Source organism: Streptomyces sp. MMG1533 (genome assembly GCF_001279775.1).
Lineage (GTDB): Bacteria > Actinomycetota > Actinomycetes > Streptomycetales > Streptomycetaceae > Streptomyces.
Genome location: NZ_LGDG01000221.1, coordinates 1 through 16,939, shown reverse-complemented (window position 1 = coordinate 16,939; position 16,939 = coordinate 1). Strand labels below are relative to the sequence as shown.

General features: G+C 69.8%; 11 protein-coding genes and 1 pseudogene. 5 read left to right on the top strand and 7 right to left on the bottom strand.

All coding sequences use genetic code 11. The features are described from left to right. The first annotated feature begins 71 nt into the window (after positions 1-71). Complete coding sequence (locus ADK57_RS24770) at positions 72-1,043, top strand: acyl-ACP desaturase (protein WP_053751751.1); 972 nt, start codon at positions 72-74, stop codon at positions 1,041-1,043. A gap of 276 nt (positions 1,044-1,319) precedes the next feature. Here ADK57_RS24770 and ADK57_RS24765 read toward each other — a convergent pair. The 3 genes and pseudogenes from ADK57_RS24765 to ADK57_RS24755 form a co-directional block, all read right to left on the bottom strand. Further along, a pseudogene (locus ADK57_RS24765) lies at positions 1,320-1,730 on the bottom strand (vitamin K epoxide reductase family protein); the annotation flags it as partial. A 104-nt stretch (positions 1,731-1,834) separates the two neighbouring features. After that, positions 1,835-2,437, bottom strand: a complete 603-nt coding sequence (locus ADK57_RS24760) for a hypothetical protein (RefSeq protein ID WP_324612206.1) — start codon at positions 2,435-2,437, stop codon at positions 1,835-1,837. A 526-nt stretch (positions 2,438-2,963) separates the two neighbouring features. Then, positions 2,964-3,200, bottom strand: a complete 237-nt coding sequence (locus ADK57_RS24755; protein WP_159050134.1) for a hypothetical protein — start codon at positions 3,198-3,200, stop codon at positions 2,964-2,966. 389 nt (positions 3,201-3,589) lie between these two features. Between ADK57_RS24755 and ADK57_RS24750 the strand changes: the two genes are divergently transcribed. Next, positions 3,590-6,571 carry a GH59 galactosidase gene (locus ADK57_RS24750; protein WP_053751748.1) on the top strand — a complete coding sequence of 994 codons (2,982 nt, stop codon included), beginning with the start codon at positions 3,590-3,592 and terminating at the stop codon, positions 6,569-6,571. Between the two features lie 735 nt (positions 6,572-7,306). On the opposite strand, the gene ADK57_RS24745 is transcribed toward ADK57_RS24750, so the two are convergent. Further along, positions 7,307-8,002 carry a hypothetical protein gene (locus ADK57_RS24745; RefSeq protein ID WP_234390403.1) on the bottom strand — a complete coding sequence of 232 codons (696 nt, stop codon included), beginning with the start codon at positions 8,000-8,002 and terminating at the stop codon, positions 7,307-7,309. A gap of 294 nt (positions 8,003-8,296) precedes the next feature. Between ADK57_RS24745 and ADK57_RS24740 the strand changes: the two genes are divergently transcribed. Genes ADK57_RS24740 through ADK57_RS24730 form a run of 3 tightly spaced genes read left to right on the top strand, consistent with a single transcriptional unit; the run spans position 8,297 to position 12,651 of the window. Then, positions 8,297-9,784: a DUF4331 domain-containing protein gene (locus tag ADK57_RS24740; protein WP_053751746.1), complete on the top strand. Its 1,488-nt coding sequence runs from the start codon at positions 8,297-8,299 to the stop codon at positions 9,782-9,784. After that, complete coding sequence (locus ADK57_RS24735; RefSeq protein WP_053751745.1) at positions 9,781-11,043, top strand: tetratricopeptide repeat protein; 1,263 nt, start codon at positions 9,781-9,783, stop codon at positions 11,041-11,043. Before ADK57_RS24740 ends, ADK57_RS24735 begins: the two co-directional genes overlap by 4 nt. A gap of 3 nt (positions 11,044-11,046) precedes the next feature. After that, complete coding sequence (locus ADK57_RS24730; protein ID WP_053751744.1) at positions 11,047-12,651, top strand: hypothetical protein; 1,605 nt, start codon at positions 11,047-11,049, stop codon at positions 12,649-12,651. Positions 12,652-13,001: 350 nt separating this feature from the next. Here ADK57_RS24730 and ADK57_RS24725 read toward each other — a convergent pair whose 3' ends face one another. The 3 genes from ADK57_RS24725 to ADK57_RS51385 all read right to left on the bottom strand — a co-directional run. Continuing rightward, entirely contained in the window at positions 13,002-14,342 is a 1,341-nt protein-coding gene (locus ADK57_RS24725) for a class I SAM-dependent RNA methyltransferase (RefSeq protein WP_053751743.1), read from the bottom strand. 68 nt (positions 14,343-14,410) lie between these two features. Further along, positions 14,411-16,459, bottom strand: coding sequence for an APC family permease (locus tag ADK57_RS24720; protein ID WP_053751742.1), 2,049 nt, complete (start codon positions 16,457-16,459; stop codon positions 14,411-14,413). Between the two features lie 285 nt (positions 16,460-16,744). Beyond that, on the bottom strand, positions 16,745-16,939 hold a 195-nt coding region (locus ADK57_RS51385; RefSeq protein WP_234390402.1), incomplete at its 5' end, for a hypothetical protein.

Genomic DNA, 16,939 nt, shown 5'->3' with positions numbered 1-16,939 from the left:
CGGAGCCACCACGCGGCCTCATAACTTACGGAACCGTAGGTTCAGTCCCCGCAGCGAAAGGCCGGTTTCCCGTGGCCACCATCCCCCCGTCCCGTTCCACCCGACGCACGACATGGACGGACGCACAGCTCCTCCACGCGCTGGAGGAGGTGGTCGAGCGCGAACTCAACCGCCACCTGAGCGTGTTCAAGGACTGGATGCCCCACGAGTACGTCCCGTGGAGCCGGGGACGGGACTTCGACGGGGTCCTGGGCGGTGAGCCCTGGACGCCGGAGCAGTCGCCGCTGACCGGAGTGGGCAAGGTCGCGATGGTGGTGAACCTGCTCACCGAGGACAACCTTCCGAGCTACCACCACGAGATCGCCACCCTGTTCGGCCGCGACGGCGCGTGGGGCACCTGGGTGCACCGCTGGACCGCGGAGGAGGCCCGGCACTCCATGGTCATGCGGGACTACCTGGTGGCGTCCCGTGCGGTGGACCCGGAGGCACTGGAGCGGGCCCGCATGACCCACATGTCCGCCGGATTCGTCTCCGACAACCGGCACTCGCCACTGCACACCGTGGCGTACGTCGCCTTCCAGGAGCTGGCCACCCGCATCTCGCACCGCAACACCGGGCGCAGCTCGGGCGATCCGGTCTGCGACCGTCTGCTGGCGCGCATCGCCACCGACGAGAACCTGCACATGGTCTTCTACCGCAACCTGCTCAAGGCCGCCCTGGAGATCGCCCCCGACCAGGCGTTGCGCGCCGTCGCCGACGTGGTGAGCGGCTTCAGGATGCCCGGCCACGGCCTGCCGGGCTTCGAGCGCGCCGCCGTCGAGATCGCTCTCGGAGGCGTCTACAACCTGCGCGTCCACCACGACGACGTCCTCCAGCCGGTGCTGCGCCACCTCAAGGTCCTGCACCTGACCGGCCTCGGGCCCGAGGGACTCAAGGCCCAGCAGGAGCTGGGCGAGTTCCTCGGCTCGCTGGACACGCAGGCAACCCGGTTCGACGAGCGCAGGACCGCCATCCTGGCGCGGCGCGCGGCCACGAAGGGCTGAGCGGCGGCCGGGCGGCGCGTCCGTCACCGGCCAGGCGGTGCAGCGGCACGGGCCGGAACACGGCAGGTAACCCGGGCCGGCAAGTGATGCCACCGCTCACACGTTCCCGCGACGGCGTCATCACCCGGCCTGGGGCGTCGGGGGCGCCCCAGGCCCGCGACCGGGTGGCGTGCTCCCGGTCGCGGGCCTACGAGCCTCCGCGCCCGCCCACCCGCCGAGCGCGGCCGTGCGGGGAACCGCCGGCTCAGAGCAGGGTCTGCCAGTAGTCCCGGAAAGGGTGGCGATCAGCATCACGATGCTCGGGTACCAGGTGACCGGCGCCGCCCAGTGGAACTCCAGCACCCCGGCCACCAGGGCGCGGGGCGCACGGATGATCCCGTGCCGCAGGTTGTGCACGGGTGACCTACCAGAAACATCGCGACGGTGGCCGCCCATGCCAGGCAGCACCAGAGACACAGCGCGCCGATCTCGTACAGCGCCTGCGTCATCAGCCACATACAGAACCCCGCGCCGAACAGCGTGCCGGCGTTCAGCCCGAGCCAGAACCAGCGGCGGAAGCGGGCCCGGCCAGCAGTGCGGGCTGAGGTCGCACGAGGGCGAGGAGTCTGGGTCCTCAAGGAGCTGGAACTCGTCGATGGTGATGCCGAAGGAGGCAAGGATGCCGAGGGCGCCGGACACGATCAGCAGCCAGGCGAAAGCCCGCCCGGCGCCGGTCGCGCCCACCGACGCGGTCTCCCGCTCACCTCAGTCCCTCTGAGTCCCGGTGGTGAGATGGTGCACGGTCGTGCTGGTCATCGGGGTTGTTCCGCCTTGCCCGTGTTCGGGGTGGGACACGGGCCCACAGCGGTCGATACGTCGCTGCTGCCGCGCGGCGCACGGCCGATGTCCGGCTCCGGTACGCCGGGTACGGCCTCGCGGGCGGCCCCCTGCGGCCACACGACCTCGACCGGAACGCCGTGGGCGCGGGCGTATGCCACCAGATGCGCTGTGACATCACGGCCGTTGGACGGCGAGCCGTCCCACACGGCCAGCAGCTGCCGACATCCCGCGATCAACCGCTCGTCCTCGCCGACACACGCGTCCCGGTCCGCCGGGTCGTACGCCAGCAGACGCACCTGCTGGGCGAGGACCAGCACCTCACCGGTCGCCACCCGGTCACGCTGCGGCAGCAACGCCGGCACCATCCCCTGCGTGGGGATCACCACGACGAGTTCCCGACCCGCCGCCCGCACCGCCCGGCCGAACACCACCGGCACCCCGGCCCCCACGCGCACCACCCCCGGCGCCCGATCGGGGATGCGCTCCAGCACCGCCCGCAACTCGGCCTCCACCAGCTTCAGCGTCTGCGAAGTGAGGTCGGCGTGCCCGACCGCCACGATCATCTCTCCGCTCACCTCCCGGTCCTACGGTGCTCTCGCTCTGCCGTTCGTCCTCGCACTGGACGGCCCCGCCCGTCTCGCCCATGAGCGGTCCGCAAGACCACGTCCACAGGCGGGATCCAAAGCGCCACGGCACGGGCGGGACCGCGGGATCAGTGAAGTCAGTACGTGCAACCGGCAACAAGGGCCGAACGGCCCTGCCTGAGAATGTCGACGCGCTTTCCATGGAGCTTGTCGGACCTGCCGGCGGCCCCGCGCGTCGGACAGGTACCGCCGTGCCCGCGACGGGCACCCATCGATGACCCACCGGCCACACCACTCCACCGGCCCGGGACGGCTACCGCGACACCCCCGCACACCTGACAGTCGCGGTGAAGGACGAACCCGCCCGGCGCCCGATTCGGCGCCGGAACCCCAAGTGGCCCGTGGACCCTCCGAAGACCTGCTCGCCGACACCGCGGAGCCACCGGCCGGCCGCCATTCTGTGGCGTCTGCCCCCGCGGCAGACCGGGCCTGCCTGACACGCGTATATCTGACACGCCTACCTGACACGCCCATCTGGCAGTCGGATCCAACGGTCGTTGACGTGCTGCCCCGGCACGGCGACCGTGCCGAGGGTCGCGGCAGGTGTGGCGTTCGTGCGATGGCCCGCCCAGGTCCACCAGCGCAGGTGGCCGCCCGTGTCCTGAATGATCAGGGTGCCTCCGGGGTGTACCCGCTCCAGGTACTCCTCGCCTGCCTGGCGCAGGGCGGCAGCCGCCCGCCCCGTCATCCGCACGGGCGGGTCCTCGCCCAGCAGTACCCGGCGTTCGGCGCGCGTCAGCTCATGGGAACCCGCCGGGCCGAACCCGGCGCTGCTCCACTTGGCCTTGCCTCCCCCGTCGACGGGCTCGACGAAGCAGCGTCCTCGGACAAGGAGAGCCGGGTGAAATTCAGGCGTTTCCGTCCCACTCCCCGAGTGCCGCAGTCTCCCGCAACGGCCACCCTCCGCGTCCTGCGCTCCCCAGTCGGCAAAGGCGTCCAGTGGACCTCAATTGCCATGCCGTGCACAGGGATTGACGTAGAAACCGCTTACCACCTACGGTCCTCCCGGTATTACGGACATCTTTCGGTATCTCGAACGTCTGGGCGTCGGTACGCACCACGAGAAGAAGGAGTCGAAGCGGTATGGGCACACAGCGAAGACTCGGTTGGCTGTCGCTTGCCGCGGCAACCGCGATGGCACTCGCGGCCGGAGTGGTCACCGCGCCGGCCGCCCACACCGCGGACGACCCCGTGGAGGTCGTGGTCAACGGGGACGACGTTCGCGCCGACAACGTGAACGGTTTGACGTACAAGGGCCTCGGCGTGCTCAGCTGCAACAGCACGAGCAACCTGCTGATGGACTACAAGGCGGAGCATCCCGCCCGGTACTGGCAGCTCGTCCGAGTGCTGTTCGGTGGAAAGAACCCCCTGATCAACCATGTCAAGGTCGAGATGGGTTCGGACACCAACACGTCGACCGGTTCCGATCCGGCGACCATGCGCACAGCGGACGAACTCGCGGACGCGTCGCGTTCCCCGGGCTTCCAACTGGCAGCGGACGCCAAGACGGTCAACCCGAAGCTCAAGGTCTCGATTCTCCGCTGGGTCATGCCCCAATGGGTGCAGAACCAATGGAACAAGGGCACCGGCGCGGACGAGATGTACAAGTGGTACAAGGAGACGATCCTCGACGCCTACGAGAAATACGGGTACATGGTCGACTACGTCGACCCCGACACGAACGAGACGCGGGATCCGAACGAGGCCTTCATCAAGTGGTACAAGAACGCGATTCTGACCGACACGGACTTCACTGACTCCCGCTACGGCATCCCGGCAGAAAAGCGGGAGCAGGCCGAGAAGGCCTACCACAGCATCAAGATCATCGCCTCCGACGAGAACGACACCCTCAACATGGGGCCGTCAGTTCTCAGCGACGCGGAGCTCTTCGGCATCGTCGACGCGGTCGGCTACCACTACACCACCGAGGACCGGCACGACGGGGCCGCCGGCAGCGACACCTACCTGCCGTACACCAGGCTGGCGACCGGTGAGAACAAGTACGACGAGGACAAGGAAGTCTGGTACAGCGAGGGAACCGCCTCCTTCGGCTACACCGACTACCGCGTCAACAACACCGAGGGCCCGAACGGAACGAGCACCGGCATCGGCGGCGTCCAAAGCGCCCTCGATCTCGCGAATCGTCAGGTCAAGAGCTACGCCAACTCCAAGCGCACGCACTACATCTTCCAGCCGGCGATCGGCTCCTTCTACGAAGGCGCGCAGTACAGCCACAAGGAACTCGTCAGCGCGCGTGACCCGTGGTCGGGCTACCTCCACTACGACGCGGCCCTCTATGTGATGCAGCACTTCACCCAGTTCGCGAAGACCGGCTGGGAGGACGACACGAACACGGCGGGCATCTGGCGCACCGTGCCGGAGGCCAGTTACAGCGGGGTGAGCGGCACCGTCAACCTCGACGGCTCCAACGGGGCCCCCAGCTACATGACGCTCGCGGATCCCCGTAAGAAGGACTTCTCGACGATCGTCGTCAACGACAGCGACCAGCCCAAGACCTACCGGATCAAGGCCGAGAACATGCGACTCGGTTCCGACCCGACCATGGAGATCTGGGAAACGCGCGGACCGGACGCGGGCCGGCCCTACGACGCGAACTTCAAGCGCCTCGTCGACGAGATCCAGCCCGTCGGCGACGGTTACTACACCTACACGGTCAGGCCGAGGTCGATCGTGACCTTGACGACCCTCGACAAGAGCCACGACAAGGCGACGAAGCAACGCCTGCCCGAGTCGGGGGACCGCACGGTGCTGGACACCGACGCGACCGGCAAGAAGCACAACACCCGTGACAACGTCCTGTACGCCGACGACTTCGGGTACGAGGAGGAGGGAAGGGTCCGGGTCGGCACCGGCAACGGCGCGCACAAGGCGTCCCAGTCCTACCTGAGGTCGCGCGGCGACCAGCCTCGCTACATGGTCGACCAGACCGGCGCCTGGGAGGTCGGTGAGGACGCGAGCGGCAACAACGTCCTGTACCAGTACATGGACCAGTCCATGAAGGACACCGGCGCCTGGAACCGCAACACCCCGAACACGACGGTCGGCGACTTCCGCTGGGAGAACTACCGGGCCACGGTCGACGTCTCGTTCCCGGACCCGGACGGCGGACTCGCCGCCCTGGGTGTCCGTCAGCAGAAGGGCATGGCGATCAGCGACGCCGCCTACAACGTGCGCATCGCGCCGACCGGCGCCTGGACGTTCTACGAATACGGGAAGGCCGTCACGTCGGGAACGGTCGCCGCATCCGACAGCTACCGCCTCGCCGTCGAGGCGAAGGGCTCGACGATCACGACCTACATCGACGGCAAGGCCGTCTTCACGTACCAGGACCCGACTCCGCAGACCGAAGGCCGCGTCAAGCTCGGAACGGACTTCCACAAGACGGCGTTCGACAACCTGAAGGTCGAGAAGATCGACGGGTACACGCCCTATGCCCGCGCGCAGCTCGACAACATGGACGGCTCGGTCACCTACGACGGCACGTGGAACAGGAACGCCGCCCTCGGCGACGCGATGGACTGGTACCGGTCGACATCGACCAGCACGACCGCCGGCGCGTCGTTCACCGTCCCGTTCAGGGGCACGGGCATCGACGTCATCGGCGGCAACAACGGCACCGCCGTCCTCGACGTCCACGTCGACGGAAAGCTGATCGCACGGGACGTGAAGACGGCCGCGACCGACAAGCGCCTCGCGACGTACGCGCTGCGCGGTCTGCCCGACGGCCCGCACACGGCGAGGTTCGTCCTCAAGTCCGGAAAGATCGTTCTCGACGCGTTCAACGCCCTCTCCGGTGACGTCGACAGAGTGGCCGACACGGTGGACACGACACCGATCCGGGACGGCCTGGAGAAGGTCGGAAGTCCGGCACAGGCGGACTACACGGCCGACTCCTGGGCCCTGTTCGACTCTGCGTCGTCGGCGGCGAAGGCCGCCGTGGCGGGGCAGAAGGGCCTTGACTCCATCGGCGTCGAGCAGATCGCGGCCAGGCTCGAAGAGGCCTACGACCGGCTGGTCCGCAAGGACGGCACCGCCGCCCAGTAGGTGCCCTGGGCCCCGGGCCCCGTGCGCCCGCCGTAAATGGCCAAGGGGCCGTATCGGATTCCTCCGGTACGGCCCCTTGCGTGGGCGAGTTGCCGTCCGCGGGGCTCGGCGCCCGCATCACCCGGAGCGCATCCCCCCACGCGTTCGAAGGCGTGCGTCATCCCCGGTTCGGGCGGCCGTGAGCCGACACGCCTCTATCGGGGCGGCCAGGTGCGGGACGACGTGGTGCGACGGGCCGTATGTGCGTGCGTGACCTCGATGGCGAGGGTCAGGCCGACGACCGCGGCGGGAGCGGTGACGCGGCACCCGCCCCTGCGCCCTCTCGCACCGCGCGCGGCGGCGGGGCACAGTGCGCGACGTCACCTGCTTCAGTTCGACAGGGGCACCCACCGCCGCCCGCGCGGACCGCGGGCGCCCGTGGGTCGCGACGGACAGAACAAGCCCGCAGGACATAGGTGTTCGGGGCCACGACGTTCACCTCGGCGGCACCGAACAGGCCGTTGCCAGCCGACTGCATGGCCGGCAGCCCGGGCTCGGCGGCCGCGGCGGAGGCACCGTTTCCGGCGGCGAGCGGCGCCCGCCGGGTGTCCGCCTCCGCCCCTGACGCCCTGCCGGCTGCCTCCGCGCCGGCCCCTCCTGCCGAGCAGATGGTTGAGGCAGAAGAGTGACGGCCCGAAGAGCCAGGAGCCGGGCGCGTGCCGGGCGTCGGCCTGGCCTTCCGGTAGTGCGCGGAAGCTACGGAAGGGTCGGGACCGTCGGCGGCTTCGCCGTGCCCGGGACGTAGTCGAAGTTGGGCGTGAGCGTGCCGAAGAGGCTGCCGGCGCGCGGGGCTGTGGCTCCGGTGGCGGCCGCGAAGAGGTTTGCGGCTTGCTGGGTGACGTAGAACGGGGCCTTCTTGATGCGGAAGCCTGTGGCGCTCGGGCGGGCGCCGGCCATGACCTCGCCGTAGGTGGACTCGGCGATCACTACTTCTTCAAGGAGCGCCTTGCCGTCGATCGACACGCCTGCGGAGTAGGCGGGCGTCGGCATGACGCGAATGAACGTGGACTTCAGGGTGATCGTCTTGCCGGATCCTTGGTGCTGGATCTTGAGGCCGCCGGGGTAGAAGATACGGCCCTTGGAGTCGAGGCCGTCACCGGCCGTTGAACCGATCGGCATGCTGAAGCCCCGGCCGTCGGCGTCCATGACGAACGGGCTGATGGCCTCCATAGTGATGCCCTCGCGCTCCATCCAGGCGAGAGTCTCGTCACCAATCTCCACCTGCGCATCGCCCCACGGGGAGATGTAGGCGCCCGGCAGCGGCTCGGCGGCGGCTGCCGTCCTGGTGGCGCTGGTCGGCTGCTGGGCGGCCGCTCCGGGCGAGGCCAGGCCGAGCGGTAGGGAGAGCGCGGCCACGGCGGCGAGGACGGTGAGACGGCGGAGCGCGTGCATGCGCATAAGCGTTTCCAGTCTGTGAGGGGAGTGAAGGCGTCGGAACCCTTCCTGGATAGGCCCAACAGTGGGGTGGAGAGGCCCAGTTCGACGTCGGGGCAACGACGCGGACGAAGATCGACGCAGCGGCGAGTATGCCCATCGATGCATGGCTTTGCGACCGTGAGGGCGGCTTGTTAGCCCGTCCGGGCGAAAAGAGTCACGCGACGAGTGGTCTGCGATGAGTAACGGTCGCGCCAAGATCACATGCGCTGTTGGCTGGAGCGACCCCCACCCACAGCCCTGGAGACACGCGTGCCGGGAACCCCCAAAACGTCTGGAATCAACCCACTGTCCCGTCGGCGGCTCGCTGTCCTGGCCGTCACCACTGCCGCATTCACCGCCGCTGCCCTGTCCGGGCAGTTCACGGGCACCAGCGAGGCGGGCGGGCACATCGATGCCCCGTCGACCGTGCTCGACTCCCCGGCGGACCTGACCGACGTGTACGCCTTCACCAGCCCGGACAACGCGGACATGGTCACGCTCATCGCGAACGTCCGCCCCTTCCAAGTGCCCGGTACCGCGGCCAACGCGCTGGTGGACTTCCCGTTCGCGACCGGTGCCCGGTACGAGATCCACGCGGACGCCGATGGTGACGGGGCGCCCGACACCACCTACCGCTGGACCTTCAGGGACGAGGACCGCAGGCCGTTCGGGACAGGGCCGAAGGTCGGGCCCCTGCCGGTGAACTCGCTCGACGACCGGTCGCTCGGGGTACGCCAGAAGTACACCCTGGAGAAGGTCAAGGCGGGCGGCGTCAGCCAGACGCTGCTGAAGGACGCGATTGCCTCCCCCACCAACACCGGCCGGGCTCTGATGCCCGACTACGGCAAGTTGCGGACACAGGCGATCCGCCAACTCCCTGGCGGCGGCCGGACCGTGGCCACGCAGGCGGCGGAGTCGTTCAAAGCCGACACCCAGGTCTTCGGCCTGTACACGGTCGGCACCCGCGGCCCGGTACCGGGATGGCTGCCCGATGCCCAGCCTCTGTCGGCGCTGAACGTGAACAGCCTGGTCCTGCAAGTGCCCAAGAGCGAAATCGCCCTGAACGGCGACCCGAAGCGCAACCCGGTCGTCGGCGTGTGGGCGTCCGTCTCCCGGCAGGGCGCGAACCTGGAGCGCAGTCTCTCGGCGCAGGCCCCCACCTTCCGGCAGGTCTCCCGGCACGGCATGCCGCACGTCGCGTTCGCGCTGTTCGGCTCCACCATCGGGCTGGCCAGGCCCGGGGGGCCCGAGGACCGGCTCCAGGCCCGCGCACCGAAGGACGACCACCTGGAGAGTGACTTCCTGGCCGCCACCCTCGACCCCGTACCGCCGCACCGGATCGAGAGGGCACAGGGCCGCAAAGCACCGGCGACCCCGCGCCACGACATCCAGGCCCTGTTCATGAAGGGCATCGGTAAGGACAACGGAGCCGCGTTCGGCTTCGACCTCAACACCCACACGATGAACGCCGACGCCGACCCGAGCCGCATCGTGCTCGCCGAGCAACTGCGCCTGAACCTCAGCACCCCCGTCACCGCCAGCCCGAAAGCGCACGGTGTCCTCGACGGGGACCTCCAGGGCTTCCCGAACGGGCGGCGGCTCAACGACAACATCGACGGGCCGCTGATCCGGATGCTGGAGGGCGAGCCCGCCGGGCCGTCCGCCGCGGGGCTGCTCCCGCAGCCGGTCGTCGGTCTGGAGCCCGCCGACGCCCAGGCCGTCTTCCCGTACCTCAATCTCCCGCACGCAGGCCCGTGAGGCGTCTGATCACCGCCGGGGGCGCGGCGGTGGCCGTGGCCGGGTGTGTGGCAGGACTTCTGTATCTCGGTCCTGACACCTCCCGGCCCCAGGCCACCGCCGCCCCCGCGGGCGCCCACAGCGCCGGCGTCAGCCCTGTCGTAGCCGCCCGCAAGGCGACGGAGGCATACCCCGACGACCCGGCCGCCTGGTCCGGCCTGGCCCGCGCCGAAATCGAACAGGCCCGCACCTCCCTCGACGCGGGCCGGCTCGACGCCGCCGAGAGGGCCCTGCGCCGCTCCCTCGCCCTCGACGCCACGGACAACTACGGGGCCGTGGCTGGGCGGGGGTTGCTCGCCAACGCCCGGCACGAGTTCGCGAAGGGGCGCGAGTACGGGCTGCGCGCCACCCGGATGGCACCCGACCGGCCGGACGGGTACGCCGTGCTGGCGGACGCCGAGATCCAGCTCGGGAACTATCCACAGGCGCGGGCAGCCGTACAGCGGATGCTCGACATCGCTCCGGCCACGGCCGCCTACAGCAGAGCCGCCTACGACCTGGAGACCGGCGGAAGGCCCGAGGACGCCGCCATCGCGCTCCAGCGAGCCGTGGACAGCGCGGTCACCCAGGACGAACGGGGCTTCGCCGAGGCCCGCCTGGGCGACCTGGCCTGGTCCCGGGGCAAGGTGGACCAGGCGGAACGGCACTACCGGCGCGCCCTGGCCGCCGCAGCGGACCATCCGTACGGGCAGGCCGGAATCGCCCGGGTGGCCGCCGCACGGGGGCAGACCGGCAGGGCACTCGGCCTGTACACGCGGCTCGTCGAGCGGACGCCGTTGCCGCAGTTCCTGCTGGAGACGCTGGAGCTTCGACGTGCGACCGGGGACGCCCGCCAGGGGAGCGAACGGGCCGCCTTGTCGGCACAGGTACGGATGGTCCGTGCGGACGGCGGTCCCGTCGACCCGTATCTCATCCTCTATGCGGCTGATCACGACGACCCGAAGGTCGCGGTGGAACTCGGGCGCAGGGAGTGGAAGCACGCTCGGGGCGTCATCGTCGCCGATGCGCTCGGGTGGGCGCTGCACCGCGCGGGGCAGGACACCGAGGCCCTCGCCTACGCACGCCGGGCAGCCGCAACCGGCTGGAAGAACGCGCTGTTCCGCTACCACCGGGGCACTGTCGAGCGGGCTCTGGCGATGCCCGAGGGATCCCGTCATCTGAGCGAGGCCGTCGCCCTGAACCCACACCTCTTCCTGCACCGACCCGACGGAGACGGGTAGTCGATGAAGCTTCCATGCCGCGCGGCCGTCGTCGCGGCACCCCTGCTCGTGCTGTTCGGCCTGAGCGCCGCACCGACGGCTCAAGCCCACCCGCTGGGCAACTTCAGCGTCAACCACCACGACGGACTGCGCTTGTCGCACGACCGGATCGAGGACACCGCCGTCGTCGACAGCGCGGAGATCCCCACCGCGCAGGACGAAGAGGCGACGGACACCGACCGCGACGCAGCGATCTCACCAGCCGAAGCGGCGCACCGGGCAGCCGAGCGATGTGCGCAACTCGCCGACCGCACCCACATTTCGGTGGGCGGCGAGCGCCTCGCCTGGCAGGTGGGCCACTCCACGCTGACGTACGGGAAAGGGGCCGCGGGAGTCCCCGTCGCCCGGCTGGCCTGCACCCTGCGGGCCGACGCCGATCTCTCCCGGCCCGCCGACGTCGCCTTCGTCTCGGGGGCGGATGTGACACGGACCGGCTGGAAGGAGATCACCGCTGTCCCGGGCGACCGCTTACGGCTGGCCGGTTCGTCGGTTCCCTCGAAGAGTCCGAGCGATGTGCTGCGCCACTACCCGCGAGACGGGGACGAGCAGCCGCTCGATGTGGTCAAGGCCGAACTGCGCACGCAGCCGGGGCCGGGCGGGGCCGCTCCGGGTGCCCCCCGGCCGGTGAAACCGGACGAGACACCAGTAGTTCAGGCTGTGGACCGGGGCACCGTGCTCTTTCCGGCGCTGGAGCGCCGGCTCACCGATTTGACCGCGGGCCGGGACCTCACTCCGCCGGTAGGTCTCCTCGCCGTCCTGCTGACCCTGCTCCTGGGCGCGGGCCACGCGGCACTGCCCGGGCACGCCAAACTCGTCGTCGCCGCCTGCCTGGCCCGCCGGCAAGGCGGCGTCCGCGCCGCTCTCGCGGTCGGGACGACGGTCACGGCCACCCACACCGCCGGGGTCCTGGCCATGGGCCTGATCCTTACCGCGGGCGGCGGATTCGTCGGGGAGCGACTGCTGGGATGGCTGGGGGCAGTCAGCGGTGCGGTGATCGCGGTGCTGGGGATGGTGCTGACGGTGACGGCGGTACGGGCCCTGCGGACGGGGCGGCCCCCGGCACACTGGCACCACGGACACAGCCATGGGCACACAGACAGCGAGACACGGGAGCCCACTGACGTGCACGGTCACCCTCATGACCACCCCCACGGTCATGAGAACCGGCGCGCGACCGAACCCTCACACAGCCACGAAGACCACGCGCACGAGACCGACTCCCGTGAGGCGGGGACGCCGCGCCGGACCGGCCTCTCCGCGCTCCTCGGCGTAGGACTCGCGGCCGGTCTGGTGCCCAGCCCCTCGGCCCTGGTCGTCCTGCTGGGCGCCATCGCACTGAGCCGGACATCCTTCGGCGTCCTGCTCGTCGTCGGCTACGGCGTCGGCATGGCCCTCACCCTGACCGCCGCCGGCCTGCTGCTCTCCGGCGGCGGAAGCCGACTCGCCGCTTTGAGTGAACGCCGCCTGCCCTCCCTGCGCCGATACACCCGCTACGCGACGGTCCTCACCGCTCTCGCCGTCCTCACCGTAGGCATCAGTCTCACGTTGCGAAGCCTGCTCACACTCTGAACCCGAGAAGTGCAAGCAGACATGGGAGACCAGGGAACCACAGGTCAGGGTGGACGGCTTCGAACTCACCCGCGCCGCCGTCGGCAAAGACAGGCGCGAAGCCAGCACGTCAAGGGGTTCCGGATCTCCTTCGACCTGCGCACCACAGATCGTGCCTCTGTGCCGGGCTTCCCATCTGAGCGTCACTCGAGCGTCAAGAAGTACGAACAGCATCCGGCACCGGCGGTCGGCAGACCGCCGCCGCACTCTGAAACCGCAGGTCAGCGACTTGTACTGGTGAGGCTGTCTGCTTGACCCGCTTCGCGGAGGGAAACAGGTCGAGCGAACCACTCGGAACATAAAACCGCAGGTCAGGCGGCCTTGTTCGCAGGCTCCAGAATCGCCACGCACTCCATGTGATGCGTCATCGGAAACAGATCGAACACCCGCAACGTCCGCACCCGGTACCCCCCGTCCCGGAAGTACCCCAGGTCCCGCGCCAGCGCCGCCGGATCGCAGGCGACGTAGGCGATCCTGCGCGCGTCGAGCGACGCGATGTGCTCGACGGTCTTCCGGCCGGCGCCCGCCCGGGGCGGGTCCAGGACGATCAGGTCGACCTCGGTGATCCCCGTGCGGGGCAGGACCGACTCCACCTTGCCCTGCTCGATGCGGACGCGGTCGAAGTCGGCGAGGTTGTGCCGGGCGTCCTCGACCGCGCGCTTGCCGGACTCGATTCCGAGGACCGCGCCCTGGTCGCCGAGCCGGTCGGCCAATGCCCCCGCGAACAAGCCCACACCGCAGTACAGGTCCAGCGCCATCTCGCCCTTGCGGGGCAGCAGGCCCTGCATGACGGCCGTGACGAGGGTGTCCGCGGCCTTCGGGTGGACCTGCCAGAAGCCTCCGCTGCCGACGCGGTGGGTACGGCCGTCCGCGCGCTCGCGGACGAAGGGGCGGCCGTGGACGCGGTGGACGCCGCCGTCCTTCTCCTCGACCCGCATCACCGAGACCGGCTTGTCCAGCTCGACCAGCGGCAGGCGGGCGCCCGGTCGCGGCGTCAGGATCACCTGACGATCCTGGGAACCCGTCGCGCCGATGGCCTCGACGGACTCCATGCCCGTCCAGTCGCGCTTCTCGATGCCCAGCTCGCTGACGCTCTCGGCGGCGATCATGCAGTGGTCGATCGGCTCGACCTCGTGCGAGCGGTGCCGCCGCAGCCCCGCCTGACCGTCAGGGGTCACCGCGTACTGCACGCGCGTCCGCCACTGCGGAACCTGGCCCGCCGGAAGCTTGTCGCCCTCGGCCGGCAACACCGTGCCGTCCCAGCCGGCCTCCTCGGGCGTGAGCCCGGCGAGCCGCTGCAGCTGCTCGGCGACGACCTCGCCCTTGAGGCGGCGCTGAGCGCCCGGCTTGGCGTGCTGCCAGTCGCAGCCGCCGCAGCGGCCGGGACCGGCGTACGGGCAGGGCGCCTCGATGCGGTCCTTGGACGCGGACAGGACCGAAACCGCGTCCGCACGAAGGAACCTGGCCCCCTCCTCGCCGTCGGTCACCCGCGCCACGACCCGCTCGCCGGGCAGCGTGTGCCGGACGAACAGCACCTGACCCTCGTCGGTACGGGCGATGCAGTGCCCGCCGTGGGCGACGGGGCCGACCTCGACCTCGTACTCCTCCCCCACGAGCGACGCCGCCTGCGTTTTCTTCGGTTCTGCCTGCATGGCGGGGTGACTCCAGATGCGAAAGGGGGTGGAAAGAAGGTGGGGCGGCCGGACAACAGCCCACCAGTCTACGTCGGTGTCGACGACTCCTTCGTCCGCTCCTCCGCCGGCCCGCGCCGCACCGCACCCGGCGCGCTCCATTCCTGCCGCTTGCGTGCCCGGATCTTCGCCGCCTCGGAGGACTGGAGCTGGTAGGGCACCGAGGTCACCATCACGCCGGGCGTGAACAGCAGCCGGCCCTTGAGCCTGAGCGCGCTCTGGTTGTGCAGCAGGTGCTCGTACCAGTGGCCGACCACGTACTCGGGGATGATCACGGACACCGCGTCGCGCGGCGACTCCTTGCGCAGGCTCTTCACGTACTCGATGACCGGCCGCGTGACCTCGCGGTACGGCGAGTCGAGGACCTTCAGCGGTACGTCGATCCCGCGCCGCTCCCACTCCTCGCGCAATGCCTTGGTCTCGGCCGGGTCCACGTTGACGCTGAGCGCCTCCAGGGTGTCCGAGCGCAGCAGCTTGGCGTACGCCAGTGCCCGCAGCGTCGGCCGGTGGATCTTGGAGATCAGCACGACCGAGTGCACGCGGGACGGCCGTACGCTGTCGTCGCTCGGGCCCTCGGGAGCGGCGATCTCCTCGGCGACCCGGTCGTAGTGCTTACGGATGGCCGTCATCGTCGCGTAGAAGATCACCATGCCGAGCAGCGCGACCCAGGCGCCGTGCGTGAACTTGGTGCCCAGGACGACGACCAGCACCAGGCCCGTGAAGAAGGCGCCGAAGGTGTTGATCGCGCGGGAGCGGACCATGTGGCGGCGCTTGGCCTGGTCCTTCTCCGCGGCCAGGTGGCGGTTCCAGTGGCGGACCATGCCGGTCTGGCTGAGCGTGAAGGACACGAACACGCCGACGATGTAGAGCTGGATCAGCCGCGTCGAGTCGGCGCCGTAGATCCACACCAGCAGTACGGCCGCACCGGCGAGGAGCACGATGCCGTTGGAGAAGGCGAGCCGGTCGCCGCGGGTGTGCAGCTGGCGGGGCAGATAGCGGTCCTGGGCGAGGATCGAGCCGAGCAGCGGGAAGCCGTTGTACGCGGTGTTCGCGGCCAGGAACAGCACCAGCGCGGTGGCCGCGGCGAGCACGATGAACAGGAAGCTGCCCTCGCCGAAGACGGCCGCGGCGACCTGCGAGATCACCGGGTTCTGCACGTAGTCGGAGCCGAGCGCGACGCCGTTGTGGACGAGATCGACCGCCGGGTTCTCGGCCATGCGGACCTTGGTCGTCATGGCCAGCGCGATGATCCCGCAGAACATGGTGACGGCGAGCAGGCCCATGGCCGCGAGCGTGGTCGCCGCGTTCTTCGACTTCGGCTTGCGGAAGGCCGGGACGCCGTTGGAGATCGCCTCGACACCGGTCAGCGCGGCACAGCCGGAGGAGAAGGCGCGCAGCAGCAGGAAGACCAGGGCGAAGCCGGCCAGGCCCTGGTGTTCGGGCTTGATCTCGTAGTCCGCCGTCGGCGCCCGCATGGTGTCGTCGAGGACCAGCCCGCGGAACGCACCCCACACGATCATGATGAAGACGCCCGCGACGAAGACGTACGTCGGAATCGCGAACAGGGAGCCCGACTCCTTGACCCCGCGCAGGTTCATCAGCGTCAGCAGCACGATCACGGCGATCGCGCACAGCACCTTGTGTTCGACCACGAAGGGGACCGCGGAGCCGAGGTTCTCGATACCGGAGGCGATCGACACGGCGACGGTGAGGACGTAGTCGACGAGCAGGGCGCTGGCGACCGTGAGGCCCGCCTTGGGCCCGAGGTTGGTGTTGGCGACCTCGTAGTCGCCGCCGCCGCTCGGGTACGCGTGCACGTTCTGCCGGTAGGAGGCGACCACCGTGAACATCAGCACGACGACCGCGACGGCGATCCAGGGGCTGAAGTGGTACGCCGACACACCCGCGATGGAGAGGACCAGCAGCACCTCTCCCGGCGCGTACGCCACGGAGGACAGCGGGTCGGAGGCGAAGACGGGCAGTGCGATGCGCTTCGGCAGGAGCGTTTCGCCGAGCCGATCACTGCGCAGTGCGCGCCCGATCAGGATCCGTTTGGGCACGTCGGTCAGTTTGGACACAACAGAGGATCGTAGGCGTTCGAACGCAAGGCCGCCCACCCGCCACCCCACTTCTGCGACCTGTCTGCTCTCCGGGTGAAATCGGGCGACGGTCCGGCTACGGATTCCGCAGCCTTCAGGTCCTCGTGCCTATATGACTAATCCCCGCCCGTTTCCTCGGCCACTGCCGCCCGCTGGAGGTTCCATGCACACGACCGCAGAACTGATCGGCGCTGCCGGCACCCTCGTCGGCCTCGGCATCCTCACCCTCATCAGCGCCAGGCGCATCAGCCGCCGTTGATCGCATCAGATCTCCTTGGCGACACCGATAGGGGTGGCGAGTACCGTTGCATCGAGCACGCCGGTCCTCCGGTAGCTAAGCCGACAGCCGTCGCACTCGAAGGAGCCCTTTTCATGGCCTCTGTGCCGCCGACCCCTTCCGCCGACAGCCGGGCCCGTGTGTCCGCACTCCGAGACGCGCTCTCCTCCCGTGTGGTGGTC

Coding starts and splice junctions, on each gene's coding strand:
- ADK57_RS24730 (WP_053751744.1), top strand. CDS start 11,047: ATGAAGCTTCCATGCCGCGCGGCCGTCGTCGCGGCACCCCTGCTCGTG.
- ADK57_RS24750 (WP_053751748.1), top strand. CDS start 3,590: ATGGGCACACAGCGAAGACTCGGTTGGCTGTCGCTTGCCGCGGCAACC.
- ADK57_RS24725 (WP_053751743.1), bottom strand. CDS start 14,342: ATGCAGGCAGAACCGAAGAAAACGCAGGCGGCGTCGCTCGTGGGGGAG.
- ADK57_RS24745 (WP_234390403.1), bottom strand. CDS start 8,002: ATGCACGCGCTCCGCCGTCTCACCGTCCTCGCCGCCGTGGCCGCGCTC.